Annotated in this window: 21 protein-coding genes and 3 pseudogenes; 11 read left to right on the top strand and 13 right to left on the bottom strand. The window is 69.3% G+C overall.

Translation table 11 applies throughout. From position 1 onward, the window contains the following. Positions 1-69: 69 nt before the first annotated feature. Positions 70-435: pseudogene (locus HYE82_RS37610) on the top strand (hypothetical protein); the annotation flags it as partial. Between the two features lie 198 nt (positions 436-633). Here the strand turns inward: HYE82_RS37610 and HYE82_RS37605 are convergent. The 5 genes and pseudogenes from HYE82_RS37605 to HYE82_RS02995 form a co-directional block, all read right to left on the bottom strand. Beyond that, entirely contained in the window at positions 634-798 is a 165-nt protein-coding gene (locus HYE82_RS37605; protein ID WP_256986886.1) for a DUF2716 domain-containing protein, read from the bottom strand. A gap of 85 nt (positions 799-883) precedes the next feature. Next, the gene (locus tag HYE82_RS37600; protein WP_256986879.1) at positions 884-1,045 is read right to left on the bottom strand and encodes a DUF2716 domain-containing protein; all 162 of its coding nucleotides are present in this window, start codon (positions 1,043-1,045) and stop codon (positions 884-886) included. 191 nt (positions 1,046-1,236) lie between these two features. Then, a pseudogene (locus HYE82_RS03005) lies at positions 1,237-1,539 on the bottom strand (hypothetical protein); the annotation flags it as partial. A 284-nt stretch (positions 1,540-1,823) separates the two neighbouring features. Further along, on the bottom strand, positions 1,824-2,798 hold the full coding sequence (locus HYE82_RS03000; protein WP_256986878.1) for a site-specific integrase: 975 nt from the start codon (positions 2,796-2,798) through the stop codon (positions 1,824-1,826). Between the two features lie 180 nt (positions 2,799-2,978). Then, complete coding sequence (locus HYE82_RS02995; RefSeq protein WP_179172324.1) at positions 2,979-3,542, bottom strand: hypothetical protein; 564 nt, start codon at positions 3,540-3,542, stop codon at positions 2,979-2,981. 143 nt (positions 3,543-3,685) lie between these two features. Here HYE82_RS02995 and HYE82_RS02990 point away from each other — a divergent pair, with 143 nt between their 5' ends. The 3 genes from HYE82_RS02990 (at position 3,686) to HYE82_RS02980 (ending at position 5,165) form a co-directional block, all read left to right on the top strand. Continuing rightward, positions 3,686-3,850, top strand: a complete 165-nt coding sequence (locus tag HYE82_RS02990) for a helix-turn-helix domain-containing protein (protein WP_256986877.1) — start codon at positions 3,686-3,688, stop codon at positions 3,848-3,850. A gap of 110 nt (positions 3,851-3,960) precedes the next feature. Further along, positions 3,961-4,314, top strand: a complete 354-nt coding sequence (locus tag HYE82_RS37595; RefSeq protein ID WP_256986876.1) for a hypothetical protein — start codon at positions 3,961-3,963, stop codon at positions 4,312-4,314. A 422-nt stretch (positions 4,315-4,736) separates the two neighbouring features. Then, positions 4,737-5,165, top strand: coding sequence for a hypothetical protein (locus HYE82_RS02980; RefSeq protein WP_179172322.1), 429 nt, complete (start codon positions 4,737-4,739; stop codon positions 5,163-5,165). Between the two features lie 139 nt (positions 5,166-5,304). Here HYE82_RS02980 and HYE82_RS02975 read toward each other — a convergent pair whose 3' ends face one another. After that, positions 5,305-6,024 (bottom strand): hypothetical protein, encoded by a 720-nt coding sequence (locus tag HYE82_RS02975; RefSeq protein WP_179172321.1) that lies wholly within the window; start codon positions 6,022-6,024, stop codon positions 5,305-5,307. A gap of 326 nt (positions 6,025-6,350) precedes the next feature. Between HYE82_RS02975 and HYE82_RS02970 the strand changes: the two genes are divergently transcribed. Further along, positions 6,351-6,623 (top strand): hypothetical protein, encoded by a 273-nt coding sequence (locus tag HYE82_RS02970; RefSeq protein ID WP_179172320.1) that lies wholly within the window; start codon positions 6,351-6,353, stop codon positions 6,621-6,623. Between the two features lie 202 nt (positions 6,624-6,825). Continuing rightward, positions 6,826-7,350 carry a hypothetical protein gene (locus HYE82_RS02965; RefSeq protein WP_179172319.1) on the top strand — a complete coding sequence of 175 codons (525 nt, stop codon included), beginning with the start codon at positions 6,826-6,828 and terminating at the stop codon, positions 7,348-7,350. 82 nt (positions 7,351-7,432) lie between these two features. Here the strand turns inward: HYE82_RS02965 and HYE82_RS02960 are convergent, their stop codons facing one another. From HYE82_RS02960 to ychF, 3 genes and pseudogenes are all read right to left on the bottom strand, one after another. Continuing rightward, complete coding sequence (locus HYE82_RS02960) at positions 7,433-8,539, bottom strand: hypothetical protein (RefSeq protein WP_179172318.1); 1,107 nt, start codon at positions 8,537-8,539, stop codon at positions 7,433-7,435. Positions 8,540-8,658: 119 nt separating this feature from the next. Then, positions 8,659-9,146 (bottom strand): annotated as a pseudogene (locus tag HYE82_RS02955) (hypothetical protein). A 278-nt stretch (positions 9,147-9,424) separates the two neighbouring features. Continuing rightward, the gene (gene ychF, locus HYE82_RS02950; RefSeq protein WP_179172317.1) at positions 9,425-10,513 is read right to left on the bottom strand and encodes a redox-regulated ATPase YchF; all 1,089 of its coding nucleotides are present in this window, start codon (positions 10,511-10,513) and stop codon (positions 9,425-9,427) included. Between the two features lie 134 nt (positions 10,514-10,647). On the opposite strand from ychF, the gene HYE82_RS02945 reads away from it, so the two are divergent. Beyond that, positions 10,648-11,157 (top strand): DUF6542 domain-containing protein, encoded by a 510-nt coding sequence (locus HYE82_RS02945; protein ID WP_179172316.1) that lies wholly within the window; start codon positions 10,648-10,650, stop codon positions 11,155-11,157. On the opposite strand, the gene ppgK is transcribed toward HYE82_RS02945, so the two are convergent. Together ppgK and HYE82_RS02935 are read right to left on the bottom strand one after the other, a co-directional pair. Further along, positions 11,154-11,951, bottom strand: a complete 798-nt coding sequence (gene ppgK / locus HYE82_RS02940; RefSeq protein ID WP_256986875.1) for a polyphosphate--glucose phosphotransferase — start codon at positions 11,949-11,951, stop codon at positions 11,154-11,156. The two genes, HYE82_RS02945 and ppgK, sit on opposite strands and share 4 nt — an antisense overlap. Positions 11,952-11,972: 21 nt before the next feature. After that, entirely contained in the window at positions 11,973-12,980 is a 1,008-nt protein-coding gene (locus HYE82_RS02935; protein ID WP_179172315.1) for a 4-hydroxy-3-methylbut-2-enyl diphosphate reductase, read from the bottom strand. Positions 12,981-13,327: 347 nt separating this feature from the next. On the opposite strand from HYE82_RS02935, the gene xseA reads away from it, so the two are divergent. The 3 genes from xseA (at position 13,328) to HYE82_RS02920 (ending at position 15,667) form a co-directional block, all read left to right on the top strand. Next, the gene (gene xseA, locus HYE82_RS02930) at positions 13,328-14,608 is read left to right on the top strand and encodes an exodeoxyribonuclease VII large subunit (RefSeq protein ID WP_179172314.1); all 1,281 of its coding nucleotides are present in this window, start codon (positions 13,328-13,330) and stop codon (positions 14,606-14,608) included. Between the two features lie 134 nt (positions 14,609-14,742). Continuing rightward, on the top strand, positions 14,743-14,979 hold the full coding sequence (locus tag HYE82_RS02925) for an exodeoxyribonuclease VII small subunit (RefSeq protein ID WP_179172313.1): 237 nt from the start codon (positions 14,743-14,745) through the stop codon (positions 14,977-14,979). A 97-nt stretch (positions 14,980-15,076) separates the two neighbouring features. Next, a complete protein-coding gene (locus tag HYE82_RS02920) occupies positions 15,077-15,667 on the top strand; it encodes a malonic semialdehyde reductase (RefSeq protein WP_179172312.1) in 591 nt (196 codons plus the stop codon). 216 nt (positions 15,668-15,883) lie between these two features. On the opposite strand, the gene HYE82_RS02915 is transcribed toward HYE82_RS02920, so the two are convergent. Continuing rightward, positions 15,884-16,402, bottom strand: a complete 519-nt coding sequence (locus HYE82_RS02915) for a DUF4245 domain-containing protein (RefSeq protein ID WP_256986884.1) — start codon at positions 16,400-16,402, stop codon at positions 15,884-15,886. A gap of 259 nt (positions 16,403-16,661) precedes the next feature. On the opposite strand from HYE82_RS02915, the gene glpX reads away from it, so the two are divergent. Further along, positions 16,662-17,693: a class II fructose-bisphosphatase gene (gene glpX, locus HYE82_RS02910; protein WP_179172310.1), complete on the top strand. Its 1,032-nt coding sequence runs from the start codon at positions 16,662-16,664 to the stop codon at positions 17,691-17,693. Between the two features lie 126 nt (positions 17,694-17,819). Here glpX and HYE82_RS02905 read toward each other — a convergent pair whose 3' ends face one another. Continuing rightward, a complete protein-coding gene (locus HYE82_RS02905; RefSeq protein ID WP_218782197.1) occupies positions 17,820-18,197 on the bottom strand; it encodes a WhiB family transcriptional regulator in 378 nt (125 codons plus the stop codon). Positions 18,198-18,391 lie beyond the last annotated feature (194 nt).

The raw sequence follows: 18,391 nt of genomic DNA, 5'->3' as shown, positions 1-18,391 counted from the left end.
CGTCCGGCCGGGTGCTCGCGTTCTCCGTCCCGCACCCGCAGCGTGGCGGCCGAAGCCCCTCGGGCGACGACCGGCCTCGTCGCGACCCGGTCTGGTGCACCAGCTGGCGCCAGGACGCCACCACCCTCATCGGCCCGCTCCTCGGCCTTCCAACCCTGCCGTACGTCGATCTCCCGCGTCCGCAGATCACCACCAGCCACCTCAACGGCTACCTGTGGAAGCGTTACCACGTCGACGCCTGGCTGGGCGACGCCCCCCGCCGTCTGGATCGACGACGACTTCACCGGCCTCGACCACGCCTGGGCGGAGGAGCGCACCGCCCACGGAACGGCGACCTTCCTCGTGCAGCCCGACCCACACTTCCGGCTGCAGCCCGACCACCTGACCGAGGTGACGAAGTGGGTCGCGCAGTTACCCACAGTCCGAGCTGCCTGACGACTGATGCCCTCGCTGCTACGGGCGGCGAGGGCATCAGGGTGCATTGTTGGGTCTGACTACCTGGGTGCCTTTGGAGTCGGATCCAATTCAGGCGGTGCCGACTGCCCTGCCGGACCTGCGGATCGGCTGGCCGAGAAGCTTCTCTACCTCCGCGGATGCGGCGTCGAGGAATTCCTGACCGAACAGACAGAGGGACTATTCCCAGGGGTGCCCAAAACTGCCTATGCGGAAGTCTTCCGAGAGGTAGATGTAGTAATCCCCGTCGGGGTAAGGACTCAAAGGCCATGCCGGCTGCCCCGGGCCACCGACGCCCTGCGGTGCGAAGCGATACGACGTGTGCTGCCAGTCGAGCGCGAGCAGTGTGCCGCTCGGGCCAATGCAGGAAGTCAGCCCCTACTCGACCACCTCGACCAGGCGGTCCAAACGCTCGTATTCAGGGTCGTCGTCAAGCGCGGGAAGGCTCCAGGTAATCCGATGCGACGGGCTCCTTGATGGCTGGCCACTTGAAAGGACTCGTACTCGGCTGGAACTTGAACTCGTCGTAGAAGCGGTCCCAGACGCGTCCATACTCGGTCTCAAGCAGCTCGACCAGGGGACTCTCCTTCATGGCCCGATCCTCTTTCGCGGGTCCGCAGGTCGATGTGGTGGTCGAGGCGCTTGGCGAGCTGGGAGTAGGTGGCTGCCGGGTCCCCGCCCTGCCCAGGGCGACGGCGAGGGCGGCGTCCCCGGCGAATCCGGCGAACTTCTGACCGGGCTGGTGGGCGGCGGCGCTGATCACGCCGACCGCCGTCTGCGTGACCTTTCGCCGGGCTTGCGCTTCTGCATGCGGAGCACGACGGCGCGGTCCATGATCGTGTCCGGCAGGCGCCGATGCCTGCCAGCGCGGCCATGGCGAAGGTCGGGAAACGCGGTCGGCTTGTGCTCAGGGCCGGATATCCGCCAGGCGGGGCGGTTGCGCTGGTGTCCGGCGTTCAGCAGGCCACGCAGGTCCTCCTTGTCGCCGGCCTTCGGGCCGAAGATGGTGTCGGCCTCGCCCACCAGCAGCGTCGGCGGGTCCTCGCCGATGATCCGGAAGACCACCGCCGGCGCTGAGTTCACGGTAGGCGTACGCGGATCGGTCCGCCGATGCCCAGCCACAGGTCGGCGAAGCGGCGTAGCCGCTCCCCCGCGTGCCGGACTCATCCAGCACGCTGCGGACTCTGTGCGGACCGCAAAGGCCGCCCAACCCGCTCCGTCGCAGGTCAGACGGCCTTTCACCGGACGTATCAGACGTTGAAGCGGAACGTTCATGGGATCCCTTCCTTCCCAGTATTCCCAAGGGTTTCTTCTCCTCGAAGGGGCGCAGGGTCAGCACCAAGTCAGCACCGTGTCGCCGAGTCAGCACGTCATGCCGCCACGGCAACGGCGCGTACCGGCGACGGCCGAAGCGCCTGCTGCATCACGTCCCGGCACCGGTCCCATGCCTCCGGCACGAGGTGTCCGTACGTGTCGACGGTGGTCTTGATGTTCCGGTGACCGAGCCAGCGGCTCACTTCGTGGATCGGAACGCCGTTCGCGAGGGCCGTCGAGGCGAAGAAGTGGCGCAGCGAGTGCGGGGTGTACTTCGGCTTCCCGTCCGGGGTGACCACGCCTGCCGCCGTGCACGCCTTCCGCCAGTGGTAGCCGTACGTCGAGGCCGTGGGCATCTTCCCCTTGCCCCGCTCGCGCGGCGCGAACAGCGCCTCTACGCCGTCGACCTCGACCGTGCCCCAGCGCTTGAGGTGGTTGCCGATCTCCTGGTCAAGGAACTTCGGTGTGGGCACGCCCCGGTATTCGTCAGCCGTGCGGTGCTTGAGCGGCACGAACCGCGTCACGCAGTCGCCCTGGTTCGCCTTGGCGCTGATCTGCCTGCGCAGCCGCAGGAAGCCCTCTCGCTGGCAGTCGGAGGTCAGCCCCAGAGCCTCGCTGATACGCAGCCCAGCGCCCGCCTGGAGCCACACGGTCAGCCGGTACTGATCGGACATGGCGGCGGATACGCCGTACACCTCCGCCAGCGTCGGTATCTCGTCCGGGTCGACAGCCGCACCCGCCGTCTTGATCGGCGGCACCCCGTCGCACGGGCTCTCAGGTATGCGGCGTTCCTTGACGGCCGTCGCCATCATGGCGCGCAGGATGTTCATGCGGTCGTTGACCGTCGACGCCGCCAACCCACCGTTTACCATGGCGGTTTGGAGCTTCTTCACGTCCGGGACGGTGACGCTGGCAAGGGTGCGTGCACCCAGCGCGGGAAGCAGGTGGTTCGAGATGAAGCTCTGGTAGTTCCGTCGGGTCGACTCGTTCACCTGGTGCTGCGACAGCCACTCTTCCGCCCACTTGCGCATGGAGATCTGCCCAAGCTGGTGGTCGATGTAGACCCCGGCCCGCTTGTCTCCGCCTTGACGCCGAAGCTCTCAGCTTCCTTTTTCATGGGAAACGACTTCTCCCGCTGACGCCCGCCCCGTCCTCCGGGCTCGCGGTACCGGACGGTCCACAGGTGCGCGCACCGGGTCTTGTTCCGGCAGTCACACTTCTTCAGTACCTGCGCCACGCTTCATCCCCCTGAGTGTCTGCTCTGCCTTGTCCGTGAGCTGCCCGCCCGCCTTGCCTTCGACCTTGGTCAGGAAGCCCCGCTGCCGCGCGGCGCGCAGGTGCCCCTTCACAGTGGCCGGATTCAAGTCGAATCCCACCGCCAGACGCTGCGCCGGGGCGCGCTCTCCCGCATCGACGAAGTGCACGTAGAGGGCAGACAGCACCGCCAGCCGCTCATCCGTGAGGCCGCCCGGGAGGGAAGCCAGCCGCTCGCCAAGCTCGCGGATTTCCAGGTCGGCAGCCTCCGCCAGTGACCGCATCGCGGCGAAGTCCTCACTCGGCGTGGTGTTGATCCGCCGAAGAACAGTGCTGGAGATACCGCGTGCGATCTCCTGCGGGTCAGCGTCGTCCGCAGGAACGACGTGGATCTCTCGCGGACCTACCGTTCCGCCAGTGCCCGCGGGCCAATGCATGGCCACCTCCCATGCACCCATGCGCTTGATGACCGTCACACCGGTTCGCGGCTCGGCATCCGGTGGCTGAGGTGTCGAGTTCATAGCTGCACCGTAAGCAGGTGACACACCGCGGTCAAGTCCGGGTGTGACAAAGCCGGACTTGACCAGGCTGAACTTGTGCGCTCAAGATGTGGAGGTCCCGCCCTCCCATCGACAGGAGTCCGCCTTTGCGCCACCACCGCCTCATGACCGTTGACGAGCTGGCCGAGTACCTGGGCAAGAAGCCCGCGTGGATCTACAACAACCACCGGGCACTCGGTATCCCGTCCCGGAAGGTCGGCGGCAGCCTGCGTTTCCGACTGTCAGAGGTTGACCACTGGATCGACCGGGAGTGCCCCGTGTCGGCCTGACCGACCCATCCTCATTACTCACAGCCAACCGAAGGGAGGCACATGTCCCGCCGTCCGGCGGGGGCGCCGGCGCACCGCGCCGCGCAAGGAGGGAAAGGGGGCCACGTCGAGTGGCTATCAACTTCGGACCGGGCAAGCCCTGGGGTGCGGTCTCACAGCACGAGTACCGACGCATGGCGCGTGATGAGCGCTTCGCCCTCGCGCACCGCGTGCACTTCGCGGCTCTCGGCTGGGCCGACAGGCACGGGCACGCATCGTTCGGGCCCAACGGGCTCGCGGCCGTCTTGTCCAAAAGCGGCACACCGCTCAGCAAGCAGAGCACTACCGGCGCCGTCGCCAGCGCGAAGCGCCTTGACCTCGTATCGCCGCGTTCGTCAGCGGCCTGCCTCGTGCTGGGCAGTCACGTGTTCCAGAAAGAGAGGGGCGCCCCGTCGCCCTGCCGCACGCACCCCGAGCGCCCGTAGCTGCACTGGTACAGCGGAGGAACGTACCTAGTACAGCCGCGACATGTACCGAAATCGGGTCTGACCTGGGAAAACGTTCGCGGTCTCTCTATCTAGTTAGGGCAGCGGCGAAAGAACACCAGCGCTAGCCCCAAAGCGTCTTCACCAGGTACGGCCGAGCTTCGCTCGGCCCGGTCGTATGCCCGCCAGCCCAAGTGCGGCCCATCAGGGCCGCCACATTGCAAGCCAGTAGATCAAGCAAGTCTGCAAGGAGGCTCTACCTCTTGAGCAAGTCGATGACAAACTCTCCCTCTCGCCGCCGCTCCGCCGCTGGCGCGCCGTCGCGACGGAAGTACAAGCCTGGTCACCGATGGGGACAACTGACCTTGATCGGCTATGACGAGAGGCCCCGGTACGTTCTCTGCCGTTGTGACTGCGGCGAAATGAAGAGTTTCAACCTGGCGAACCTGACCGCAGGGCGTACCCGGTCCTGCCGTGGACCGGCTCACCTCTCCCCGAACCAGTACGCACAGGCTCACAGGAACATCCGGAAGGCCCTGGGTCCGGCCAGCGGGTACCGGTGCTGGCTGCGATGCGGCGCGGCGGCGGACGAGTGGGCGTACGACCACACCGATCCGAACGAGCGCCGTGACGTCGACGGGCTCAGCGCGGGCATCCCGTACAGCATGGACCCGACGCGCTACGTGGCGCTGTGCAAGTCGTGCCACGTGAAGTTCGACAAGTGGAGCACCTCCGTTCTCCGCAAGCGCCCTGCGGCCAAGGAGTCGCAGAAGCTGGCCCGCATGTGGCTGTTCCTGCATAACCAGCCGGGAGCACGCCGTGAGCTGATCACTCCGCCCAACGCCGCATAGAGAGGGAGCCCCGCCCTCTCCCCATGGGGTCGCTACCCGCTACAACAAACGGGCCTCAGTTCCACGACACGGTCGCTGTCGCCTCGGTTGGGCTGCGGCTCTGCTGCAGGAGCAGAGCCGCTCGCTCCCGACATGCCGCTCACATAACGGGACGATTGGAAGCCGCGTACTCATCCGCAATGTTGAAGACGCTGGCACAGCGCGGGCATTCTGCATCGCCGAAGAGATGGGCGATACCGTCGGCGAGCACGGCTTCGCCATCGCGGACGGCAGTCTCGTGCATCCATCGACCGATGCCGGAGAGGCCCTCGAGGGACGCCGGCCGCAGTCCCCGTCGGTCCACGTCGCCCAGGTTCCAGTCCCGGATCGCTGAGTAGCGACCGTAACCGCCGATGGCGATCGTCACCTCGACAGCGCAGTGAGGGCAGGCGACCTCATAGAAGTCATCCGAGAAGTCCCCCATGGCCGCACTCCAGTGGTACTGCTCTTCGACCGCGAGCAAGTCGAGGAAGGACGCGAAGTAGTCGTCCGGCCGCGACCGCAGGTGCCGATCCAGCAGCTCACGGAACGCCGCGATCGCGTCGGCACAGCCCGCCAGCAGATCGTCGCACCCGTGGCCCCCTGCGGCGCACCGCACGATCGCCCCGGCCAGCCCGCGCGCCCGCGCGCTCCGCGACGCGAGACGCACCAGACGCGGCAGTGCGGCGAAACTCGCGGGGAACACCAGGTCGTGCTCGAGGACCAGCCGGTAACCCAGCTCGTCCCATGCCTCTGCGTCGTCCTCGAGCTCGACCCGCGCCAGGAGCTCGGGGACGCGATCAACATCCCCGTGACAGTCGTACATCTGCGCCCAGTTCACCACCTGAGCATTCAACCGTCCTAAAGCTGCCGGGGACGACTCCGCATCCATGAACGCCTCCGGCAGGACTCATCGACCTAGCGTCGTGTGAAGGGCAAACTCTCCGTTCCTATGCACTCGGGCCGCCGACGGATACAGCCCCGACACTGCTCTGGGCTGCGGATACAACCCCTAGCAAGTCATCGGCTGAGGGTCAGAGCGGGTCTGGAACCGTGGCGGAATCTGCGCTGCCAAGACGAGGCGGTGGTGACGCCAGGGCCAAGGGGTCATACCCCACCCCCCACAACCTCTCCCTGCTCGCCGCCGTCGCCTCTACGATCCGGCGCATGATCAAGCTGACCTGGGCCCTGGTGGCCGACCGCATGGACGAGTGGACCGGTGAAGACATCGCAGAGGGCGTGGCCGTGCTCGAAGCGAAGGTGGGTGCAGTCGTCGACGCAAGCGGGATGCAGGAGCAAGCCGTACGACACTGGCGTGCAGACTTCCTCTCGCCCGTCGTCGAGTCGCTACGTACGGAGGGAGCAGCCGCACTCGGACGGGGCGAGTCTTGGAGTAAGGCGGCCGGGCCGTTCCTAGCGTGCGCGTCGCCAGTCACCTGACGCACACCCCCTTCGGCCCCAGTTCCCCGGGGCTTACCTATGCGGTGGCTTTGTTCACGAGATCGGGGTTCTGGCACAGATCTTGGGGAGCGGTCGCGGAGTGTCACCGGGGTAACAGTGCTGGGTCGGACCACAGGGCGGTTTGCCGGCACAGTCCAAATTGCAAGGCTGTCTCGCGAGCCGTGCTGGCATCGTATGAACCATGGCAGCGATAGACGAGACATTCGAACCTGACAGCCCTGTCCACAGCACTTATCCGCCCCTCGTGGAGGGTGCGTGGCTGTATCAGGCGGATCAGTTGTGTCTGGAAGACCTACCGATGACCGCTGCCCAGGCACTCGCAGCGGGAATGGACACGCCGACCCTGTGCGAGCTCGCCGGCCTGCCGCGTCACGCGGACCCCCGGGACATCCGCGACACGTTCGAGCAGGCTCTTGAAGAATTGGGGATCAATCTGCCCGATCGCCACCTGGCCCGTCGGTACGCGCTGCGCAGGCTGGCCACGCGATTCACCGCCGGGGAGGTGGATCTCGCCGAGTTGGCATCGGACGAGTGGTCGGAGATGAAGGTCGAGACCACTGAGGAGCAAGCATTCCTGGCGCTACTCCCGCCATGCGCGTGCTGCATCGAGTACACATTGGGGCTCGACGAGGCGACGTGGGAAGCGCAACTGCAGATCGCTGCCTGCGCGTTGGTCTCGCATCCCACTGTCGGGCCGCGCTTCTGACGGGTGAGGTCCGAAGATTGGACAGCAGATGTCGACCACTTCGGGAGGCACGAGCGTCTGGCGCTGTTCGATTGCCAGACGGCTAGAAGAGGTGGGCCGAGGTGCGCTGCGTGAGGTTCTCGACGATCGTCAGCAGCCACGGGCTGCGCACGGCTGGCAGCCGGACCAAGGTGTGCAGGAACGTTTCCCGGTCGGCCCGGAACAGATAGTTGGGGCGCAGCGGGAGAGGGTCGTCGCGGAGTACGTCTTGGGGTATGCGACCTGACGCAGGCACCGGCAAGTAGGGCTGGGGAGAGACCAGCCACAGCCACACCCCCAGCGGCAGGGGCACCAGGTATGCCGACGCAGTGGGGCCGGCGGGGGTCCAGGTCTGACCTGTCTGGGGATGGACCGGTACGAGAAGGATGTCGACGGCCGCGTCCGGGGAGGGCTGTCCCGGTCCAGCCAGGACGGCGCGCCGCTTCGGAGGGCCTGCGGGCAGCAGGGCGTCGAGCGCGCGTTGGAACACGTCCGCGGTCAGACCGCCCGGAACCTTCACCGGCTGCCCTTCGGAGGCAACCAGCAGGTGGGCGAGCGCCTGGCCCGCCGCCGCCTCCCACTGCGGGCTCCACGACCAGTAGTGGTTCGACCCCATCCGTCCTCCCCACGTGGCAATCGGCTCGAACGGGGGCGTCTTGTCCCCCTTCTCTGCCAGCTCCGACCAAGAGCGGGGCGCAACGTGGATGCCGTCAACGGGGACGCGGTGCACGGCGTCCGGGCTGAGCCGCACTGCCTGCCAGAGCGAGCAGTCGTCGACCCTGGTCGCCACGGGGAGGTCGCATGTCTCACAGGCCATGTTGGGCCCGTCGGCTCCGTCGAGACCGCAGCAGGCACCGCCGCGTTTCTCAGGGATCAGCCGGGTTCCACGGATATCACCCGGCGCGATGACACTCGCCCCGGGCGTGCTGTCGGACAGGGCGTAGACCGGCGCGTAGATGCCTCGTGCCTCCGCCTCGCCCGGATCGATCTCGTCCCACATCCGCCACGGCCCTCCCCAGGGGTCCGGGTCCACGGCAAACGTCCCGGACTCCATGAGCACCGGAAGCTGGGCCCCGTTCCCGTACTTCTGACGAGCGTGGACTGGCAGTGAGACCTGGGACAGCAGGGTGGTCAACTCGGCGCCGCATCCCGCACACACGAAAACGAACAAGTGTCCTCCGCCTGGGAAACAGACGCATTGTCGCAACTCGCCGACGGCCCACCAACATGTTTTCTCATCCGTTGCGGGAACGGCACCACAGGGTCAGCGATGCATGCCCGCGGCAGCAGTCAGGGAACAAACGGCTCCGCCAACAGCACGACCCGATCGCTCTCGACGTCGAACCCGAGGACGGGATGGCTGCCGTCGCCGCCCTCTGCATCCATCAGCACCGGCTTCCCCAACCGCCGTCCGATGACCGTGAGGAACCCGCAGAACAAGTCGAGCCGCTCCTGCCCCTGGAGTTCCCGCAGGTCGACATCGAAGTCGATCTCGCCCGACGAATAGAAGCGGAAGATCACCAGCACATCGGCGGCCAGCCAGACCCTCAGCTGCGGACACTCAGCGTCGGCCGGGCGGGACAGCACTGTCTCCGCCCGAGGCACCGGAAGTACCGACTCTCCTACGGAGTACTGGTGCTTCCATCCGCTCACGTCAACAAGGTCGAGGACAGCCTGCCAGTCCTCGACCGAGGCCCCAGGAACGAGCACTCCGGCAGCGCGCCCATCAGATCGGGGTCGAAGAACCCTCTGACTTCATCCCACAGCAGGTCAGCCATCCCCCCATCCTGCGCGGCAGCCCTCCACATGGGTACCGGGTTTCCATGCCCGGCTCCAGGTACACCCCTCGTTCCGTCCGGCCTCTCACAGAACCCCGGAAAACCCAGCTCAGAGGACGTACAGACCCGCCCAGCAGGTCAGCACCAAGTCAGCACAGGGGCAGGAAAGAGGCTGATCCAGCCGGAGAAAACAGGAAAGGGCCAGACCCGAAGATCTGGCCCCTGACCTGGGGTTTCCTATCCTGACCAGCCACTTCCGCCGATCAAGGAATCAGCCACTACACGTTGAAGCGGAACTCGACTACGTCGCCGTCCTGCATGACGTAGTCCTTGCCTTCCATGCGGGCCTTGCCGGCGGCGCGGGCCTCGGCGACCGAGCCGCACTCGATCAGGTCGGCGAAGTGGATGACCTCGGCCTTGATGAAGCCCTTCTGGAAGTCGGTGTGGATGACACCGGCCGCCTCGGGGGCCGTGGCGCCCTTCTTGATGGTCCAGGCACGGGCTTCCTTCGGGCCGGCCGTCAGGTAGGTCTGGAGCCCCAGGGTGTCGAAGCCGACGCGTGCCAGGGTGGCCAGGCCGGGCTCCTCGGCGCCGACCGACTGGAGGAGCTCCATGGCGTCCGCCTCGTCGAGCTCGGCGAGGTCCGCCTCCAGCTTGGCGTTCAGGAAGATCGCCTCTGCGGGGGCGACCAGGGCGCGCTGCTCGGCCTTGAAGGAGTCGTCCGTCAGCTCGTCCTCGTCGACGTTGAAGACGTAGAGGAACGGCTTCGTCGTGAGGAGGTGGAGGTCGTGCAGGAGCTCGGCCTTCTCGGAGCCCTGGACGACGCCCTGGGAGAAGAGGGTGTCGCCCTTCTCCAGGATCTCCTTGGCCGCCTCGACCGCCGCGACCTTCGGGGCCACGTCCTTCTTGATGCGGGCTTCCTTGGCCAGGCGCGGCAGGACCTTCTCGATGGTCTGCAGGTCGGCGAGGATCAGCTCGGTGTTGATCGTCTCGATGTCGTCCTTGGGCGAGACCTTGCCGTCGACGTGGACGACGTTCTCGTCCTTGAAGGCGCGGATCACCTGGCAGATCGCGTCTGACTCGCGGATGTTCGCGAGGAACTTGTTGCCCAGGCCCTCGCCCTCGCTCGCGCCGCGGACGATGCCGGCGATGTCGACGAAGTCGACGGTCGCCGGGAGGAGCCGCTGCGAGTTGAAGACCTCGGCCAGCTTGGCCAGGCGCTCGTCCGGGACGCCGACGACGCCCACGTTGGGCTCGATGGTGGCGAACGGGTAGTTGGCCGCCAGTACGTCGTTCTTGGTCAGGGCGTTGAACAGGGTCGACTTGCCGACATTCGGCAGGCCGACGATTCCGATCGTGAGCGACACGTTGGCGACTTCCCGTAGCTGGAGGGGGCGGCGGCCCGGAGCGGGCCACCGGACAGTTTACTTTCCGATGAGCGGGTCGCGTTGTACGCGTGTCCCCACGGCGATAGCGCACCCGGCCCGCCTAGTTTTGAAGGGTGGAGCACTACAGGACGCGTTCGGCCCCTCACCACCCGCAGCGGCAGCAGCCCCGGCGCCCCGGCGGTGTGCCCGCCCAGGGCGGGGGCGGGCGGCCCCGGCCGGCTGCCGTGCGCAGGCTGCCGCGGCCGCGGCTGACCGGGCTCGGCGGCGGGCTGTTCGCGTGCGTGGCGATGACGCTCGTCGCCGGGCTGGCCTGGCTGCTGTTCGACGGTTCGCTGTTCGTGTACGGGCTGCTGTTCGTGCCCGTCGCGGCCGCGACCGCGCTGTGGGTGCGGCCCGCCGACCTGGTCACCGCGCCGATCGCCGTGCCGATCGCCTTCGCCGTCGGGGTCTGGCCGATCTGCGGCGACTCGGGCGGCTTCGGCGCACAGGTGATGGGCCTGGTGTCGGCCCTGTCGCTGCACGCCGGCTGGCTGTACGGGGGGACCCTGGTCGCGGCACTGATCGCCGTCGTGCGGAAGGCCGTGCTGATCGGGCGGCGGCGCCTCCCCCGCCGGGCTTCCTAGTCCTCGTCCCGGTTCCGGTCCGGCTCGTCCTTGCGGTTCGCCGCTCCCCCCGCCGTCCCCGGGGCCGCCGCCATCGCCGCGCCCACGATGCCCGCGTCGTTCTGGAGTACCGCCGGGACGATCTCCGCCCTGATGCCGTCGATCAGCGGCAGGAACTTCTCCGGTTTGCGGCTGACGCCGCCGCCGAGGATGAACAGGTCCGGCGAGAAGAGCATCTCCACGTGCGCCAGGTACTTCTGCAGCCGGCGCGCCCAGCGCTCCCAGGTGAGGTCCCCCTCCTCCTTGGCGCGGACCGACGCCCGCTTCTCCGCGTCGTGGCCCTTGAGCTCCAGGTGGCCGAGCTCCGAGTTCGGGACCAGCCGCCCGTCCGTGAACACGGCGCTCCCGATGCCCGTGCCGAGGGTCAGGAGGATGACGGTGCCGTCGCGGCCGCGGCCGGCGCCGTACGTCATCTCGGCGATCCCGGCGGCGTCGGCGTCGTTGAGGACGGTGACCGGGCGGCCGTCCAGCCGCCGCGCGAGCAGGGCGGCGGTGTCGACGCCGATCCACGACGGGTCCATGTTGGCCGCCGTCCGGGTGACGCCGCCGGTGACGACGCCCGGGAAGGTCACCCCGACGGGGCCGTCCCAGTCGAAGTGGCGGACCACCTCGACGACGCAGCCGGCCACCCCGTCGGGGGTGGCCGGCTGCGGTGTCAGTACCTTGTGGCGCTCCTGCGCCAGGCCGCCGCGGTCCAGGTCCACGGGCGCGCCCTTGATCCCGCTGCCGCCGATGTCCACGCCGAAGATCTGCATGGACTCACGGTACGGAAAGGGCTACTCGTCTGCGACCAGTGCGGCGGCCTCCGACCGGAGGTCGCGGCGCAGCTCCTTCGGCAGGGAGAAGGTGATGGACTCCTCGGCCGTCTTGACGATCTCCACGTCCGCGAAGCCGCGCTCGGAGAGCCACTCCAGCACCTGCTCGACGAGCACCTCCGGCACCGAGGCGCCCGAGGTCAGGCCGACCGTGGTGACGCCGTCCAGCCAGGCCTCGTCGATCTCGCTCGCGAAGTCGACGAGGTGCGCGGCGCGCGCCCCCGCGTCCAGCGCGACCTCGACCAGGCGGATCGAGTTGGAGGAGTTCTTCGAACCGACGACGATGACCAGGTCGGAGTCGGCGCCCATGGCCTTGACCGCGGCCTGCCGGTTCGAGGTGGCGTAGCAGATGTCGTCGCTCGGCGGGGAGACGAGCAGCGGGAACTTCGTCTTGAGCGCGTCGACGGTCTCCATGGTCTCGTCGACCGACAGGGTGGTCTGCGAGAGCCAGACGACCTTGGACTCGTCGCGGACGGTGACCTTGTCGATGTCGTCGGGGCCGTCGACGATCGTGATGTGGTCCGGGGCCTCGCCGGAGGTGCCGATGACCTCCTCGTGGCCCTCGTGGCCGATCAGGAGGATGTCGAAGTCCTCCTTCGCGTACCGGATGGCCTCCTTGTGGACCTTGGTGACCAGCGGGCAGGTCGCGTCGATCGTCGCGAGCTTGCCGCGCTCCGCCTCCTCGTGCACGACCGGGGCCACGCCGTGGGCGGAGAACATGACGATGTTGCCCGGGGGGACCTCCTCCGTCTTCTCGACGAAGATGGCGCCCTTCTTCTGCAGCGTCTGGACGACGTACTTGTTGTGCACGATCTCGTGCCGGACGTAGACCGGCGCACCGTACTGCTCGAGGGCCTTCTCGACAGCGATCACGGCTCGGTCGACGCCCGCGCAGTAGCCGCGGGGGGCGGCGAGCAGGACGCGGCGGGAAGCGGGAGCAGGGGCGGCGGCAGCACTCATGCGGTCCATCGTACGGGGGTCCCTGCGGGGCCGTACGCCGCCCGTTCGGCCCGGCCGCCGGGGCCGCGTCGGGCGCGTGCCGGCATCCGTGCCGGGCATCCGTGCCGCGTGTCCGTTCCGCGTGTCCGTTCCGGGTGCCCTCGCGGGGATGACGGCGGGGGTTACGGGTTCCGGTTCCGGCGCGGGTTCGGCGCCTCCGCGGCGGCCCCTGACCGCCGCCTCCGCCCGGAGCCTCGGCTTCCGGGAGCCGGTCGGGTACGGGCGGCCGTGCGGGCCGGGCCTGTCGCGGGCTGGACGGCGCTGCTGATCGGGGCGGCCCCGCAGACGCTGTCGGTCCCGGCGGCTAGCCTGCCTCCATGGGTCTGAATACGTCGGCCGACGCGCCGCTGCCGGTCGGCCAGGTGTCCCGGCTCATCGGGGGCTGGATCGACCGGCTCGGCCAGGTCTGGGTGGAGGGGCAGATCACGCAGCTCTCGCGGCGGCCGGGGGCGGGGGTGGTCTTCCTGACGCTGCGCGACCCCTCGCACGACATCTCGCTGAGCGTGACCTGCTTCCGGCAGGTCTACGAGGAGGTCGCGGACGCGGTCACGGAGGGCTCGCGGGTCGTCCTGCTGGCCAAGCCCGAGTGGTACGCGCCGCGCGGCCAGCTGTCGCTGCGGGCCACCGAGATACGGCCGGTCGGCATCGGCGAGCTGCTCGCCCGGCTGGAGCGGCTCAAGCGGTCGCTGGCCGCCGAGGGGCTGTTCGCGCTGGACCGCAAGAGGTCGCTGCCGTTCCTGCCGCAGCTGATCGGGCTGGTGGTGGGGCGGGCGTCGGCGGCCGAGCGGGACGTGCTGGAGAACGCCCGGCGCCGCTGGCCGGCGGTCCGCTTCGAGGTCCGCAACGTCGCCGTGCAGGGCGTGCACGCGGTGCCCCAGGTCATCCAGGCGGTCAAGGAGCTCGACGCCCTGGACGAGGTCGACGTGATCATCGTCGCGCGCGGCGGAGGCAGCGTGGAGGACCTGCTGCCGTTCTCCGACGAGGAGGTCGTCCGGGCGGTCGCGGCGGCCCGGACACCGGTGGTCTCGGCGATCGGGCACGAGCCGGACTCGCCGCTGCTGGACCTCGTCGCCGACCTGCGCGCGTCCACCCCGACCGACGCGGCGAAGAAGGTGGTCCCGGACGTCGGGGAGGAGCTGGAGCGGGTGCGCCAGTTCCAGGAGCGGGGGCTGCGCGCGGTGCGCGCCCTGCTCGACCGGGAGGAGCGGGGGCTCGCGCACGCACTGGCGCGGCCGGTGTTCGTCCATCCGCAGCGGATGGTGGAGACCCGGGAGGACGAGCTGGAGGCCCTGCTGGGGCGCAGCCGGCGCACGCTGGGCCACCTGCTGGACCGGGCGGACTCGGAGCTCGCGCACACCCTGGCCCGGGTGGTCGCGCTGTCGCCGGCGGCGACGCTGGAGCGGGGCTACGCGGTCCTGCAGCGCGCGGACGGGCACGTGGTGCGCTCGCCGCAGGAGGTGGCTCCGGACGAGGTGCTGCGGGCGCGGGTGGCCGAGGGCGAGTTCTCCGTACGGGTCACCGAGCGGGCCGCCGGGCGGGTCACCGAGCGGGCCGCCGGGCGGGCCGCGGACCCGGAGCCGGAACCGCCTGCGGAGTGACCCCTGGAGCGGACCCGGAGCGTCCCGAGCGGCCCGGAGGCGGCTGAAGCCGCGGGACGCTCCGGGCGGCTCGGAGCGGACATGACACATTTTCCCGTTGCACTGGCGGGCACGAGACCGGAGGCGGTAGAGGAATGACGGAAGCCGATACCTCGTTGGGGTACGAGCAGGCACGCGACGAGCTCATCGAGGTCGTCCGGAAGCTGGAGGCCGGCGGCACCTCCCTGGAGGAGTCGCTCGCGCTCTGGGAGCGAGGTGAGGAGCTCGCGACGGTCTGCCGGCACTGGCTGGAGGGCGCCCGCGCCCGCCTGGACTCGGCACTCGCCGCCCGCGAGGCGGCGGCCGAGGGGCAGGGGGGCCGGGGGGAGTGATCCACGCCACTCATGGCCGGATTTAGTTGAATATTTGACCAAACTGGCCGTAGAGTCGGTGGTGACGCTCCACCCCCGCATGGAAGAAGGCTTTCCGATGTCCCTCGTTCTCGACACCGCCGCCCAGGACCTGCTGTTCCGCGAGGCCCGCACCACCAGCGCGTTCTCGGACGAGCCGGTGACCGAGGCGCAGGTCCAGGCGATCTACGACCTGGTCAAGTTCGGCCCCACCGCCTTCAACTCGACGCCGCTGCGCGTCACCCTGGTCCGCTCCCCCGAGGCCCGCGAGCGCCTGGTGGAGCTGATGGACCAGGGCAACCAGGCGAAGACCGCCGCCGCCCCGCTGGTCGCGATCCTCTCCGCGGACAACGAGTTCCACGAGGAGCTGCCGACCCTGCTGCCGCACTTCCCGCAGGCCAAGGACGCCTTCTTCAGCGAGCGCCCGGCCCGCGAGCGGGCCGCGCTGATGAACTCCGCCATGCAGGCCGCGTACTTCATCGTCGGCGTCCGCGCCGCGGGCCTGGCGGCGGGCCCGATGGGCGGCTTCGACCACGCCGGCGTCCAGAAGGAGTTCCTCGACGACGACCACACCCCGCTGATGGTCGTCAACATCGGCAAGGCCGAGGGCGACGTCGCACACCCCCGCGGCCCGCGCCTGACCGCCGACGAGGTCATCACCACCGTCTGAGCCCCGAGCGCCGAGCCCCCTCGGACGGTCGCCGCAGCACCACGCAGAAGGCCGTGCGCCCCGGGATTCCGGGGCGCACGGCCTTTTCACCGTTCCGTGTGATGCGCGGGGTACGCGTACGCGGGTACCGGCACCCGGGGTGCGCCGGGGCTCACCGGCCCTGCGCACCCGGGTTCGCCGGGGCTCACCGGCCCTGCGCACCCGGGGTGCGGGGGCTCACCGGCCCTGCTTGAACTCCAGGGCCGCCGCCATCCTGCCGAGGTCCTCGAACGGGGCCGTCCCGGTCACGACCGTGACGTGGCCCTGCTCGCGCCGCACGAGGGCGTCGTACTTCCCGCCGTCCCAGCGCTCCCACGCCACGTCGCCGACCTGCTGCGTCTCCCCGGTGGCCGCCGCCTCCTGGGTGACCCTGGAGAGGTACTTGGCCGAGACGTCACTGGACTGCTCGACGGCCACGTACTGGCCGTTCGGGTCCAGGAAGCCCAGGTGCCAGGCGTTGGCGTCCCTGCGGTCGAAGGTGACGGACGTCGCCCGCCACTCGGCCGGCAGCCCCACCGGCGCCCCGACCGGGTACGGCGCCGCGCGCCGCGCCGTGATCGTCTCCACGCGGTAGTCCACCACGTGCGTGGGATCGGCCTTGTCGTCATGCGGGATGAAAATGTAGATCCCCGCGACGACGACGCCGATCACCGCCAGTGACCGGACCATGTCCCAGACCGTCTGCTTGCCCTTCATACCTGCCACGCCACCATCGTCCCCCATGGCCCCGGGCGATCACCGCCGGGGTGGGCGCGACCCGCGCAGGCCCGCCCCCAGGGCCTGGGCGCGCCCTCCGCACCGCCTCTGCGAGCCCTCCGCAAGACGTCCGCTCAGGACAACCGCCTGACCGATATTCCGCTCATACGTGCCCCGCCCTGCTCAGTTTGTCGACGTAGGGATAGAGTTCCAGCACCCTCACCTTCCCGGCCGTCGTCGTACAGAAAGGTGCGCTCCGATGACCGAGCACAACCTGCCGCCCCAGCTCGAAGTCGCCCCCGAGGCACCCGACCGCAACCTCGCCCTGGAACTCGTCCGGGTGACCGAGGCCGCGGCCCTCGCCGCCGGCCGGTGGGTCGGGCGCGGGGACAAGATCGGCGCCGACGGCGCTGCCGTCAATGCGATGCGGACCCTGATCTCCACCGTCTCGATGAACGGCGTCGTCGTCATCGGCGAGGGGGAGAAGGACGAAGCCCCGATGCTCTACAACGGCGAGCGGGTCGGCGACGGCACCGGCGCCGAGGTCGACATCGCCGTGGACCCGATCGACGGCACCACCCTGAACGCCAAGGGCATGCCGAACGCCATCGCCGTCCTGGCCGCCGCCGACCGCGGCAGCATGTTCGACCCCTCCGCGGTCTTCTACATGGACAAGCTGGTCACCGGCCCCGAGGCCGCCGACTTCGTCGACATCAACGCCCCCGTGTCCGTCAACATCCGCCGCGTCGCCAAGGCCAAGGCCATGTCCGTCGAGGACGTCACCGTGGTCATCCTGGACCGCCCCCGCCACGAGGGCATCGTCAAGGAGATCCGCGAGACCGGCGCCCGGATCAAGTTCATCTCCGACGGCGACGTCGCGGGCTCGGTCATGGCGGTGCGCGAGGGTACCGGCGTGGACATGCTGATGGGAATCGGCGGCACCCCGGAAGGCATCATCTCGGCCTGCGCCATAAAGTGCCTGGGCGGTGTCATCCAGGGCAAGCTGTGGCCGAAGGACGACGCCGAACGGCAGAAGGCCATCGACGCGGGCCACGACCTGGACCGGGTCCTGCACACCAACGACCTGGTGTCCGGCGAGAACGTCTTCTTCGTCGCCACCGGCATCACGGACGGCGAGCTGCTGCGCGGCGTCCGCTACCGCTCGGAGACCGCGACCACCTCCTCCCTGGTCATGCGCTCGAAGTCCGGCACGATCCGGCAGATCGACTCCACCCACCGCCTGTCGAAGCTGCGCGCGTACAGCGCCATCGACTTCGACCGCGCGAAGTAGGAGTCCGGGCCGCCCGGATACGGGCGCCGGGTGCGAGCGCACCCCCGCCGGCGACCGTGCCGGCACAGCGAGAGGGGCGGTTCCCGTGTGCGGCGGGACCGCCCCTCTCGCATGCGCGTACGGGCCTCAACCCGCGGCGGCTATCGGCCCCGCTCCCGGCGCCGCCTGGCGCAATTCCGCCGCCCTGCGCCGGCGCCGGGCCAGCACCACCCGCCGCTCGGCCGCGGTGAGCCCGCCCCACACCCCGTACGGCTCGGGCTGGAGCAGGGCGTGCTCACGGCAGGCGACCATCACCGGACAGCGTGCGCAGACCCGCTTGGCGGCCTCCTCGCGGGACAGCCGGGCCGCCGTGGGCTCCTTGGACGGCGCGAAGAACAGTCCCGCCTCGTCCCGCCGGCACACCGCCTCCGCATGCCATGGGCCGTCATCCTCCCGCGCAGGCACCCGCGCCTTCGGCACGGCGGCCGGACGTGCCTGAAGGGTCTGTACGGCGGCTACCTGCAGGGACTGATGCGGCGGATGCTGCACGGTCTACTCCTGACGACGGATACGCAAGCGAGAGACGATGCACCTGTCCCTACCCGCTGTACGCGGCCCTATGCACTGCGTGCGACGCGCCCGGGGCTCCGGAAAAACTCGACCGAAATCCGACGACGCGGGAACGCCGCCGCCGCGAACCCGAGGGAGCGGCCGGCCGC

Origin of the sequence: Streptomyces sp. BR123 (assembly GCF_013401435.1) — a bacterium.
In the GTDB taxonomy this organism is placed as follows: Bacteria; Actinomycetota; Actinomycetes; order Streptomycetales; family Streptomycetaceae; genus Streptomyces.
Note: the sequence above shows the minus strand (reverse complement) of the source record. Positions and strands in the feature narration are given on the sequence as shown.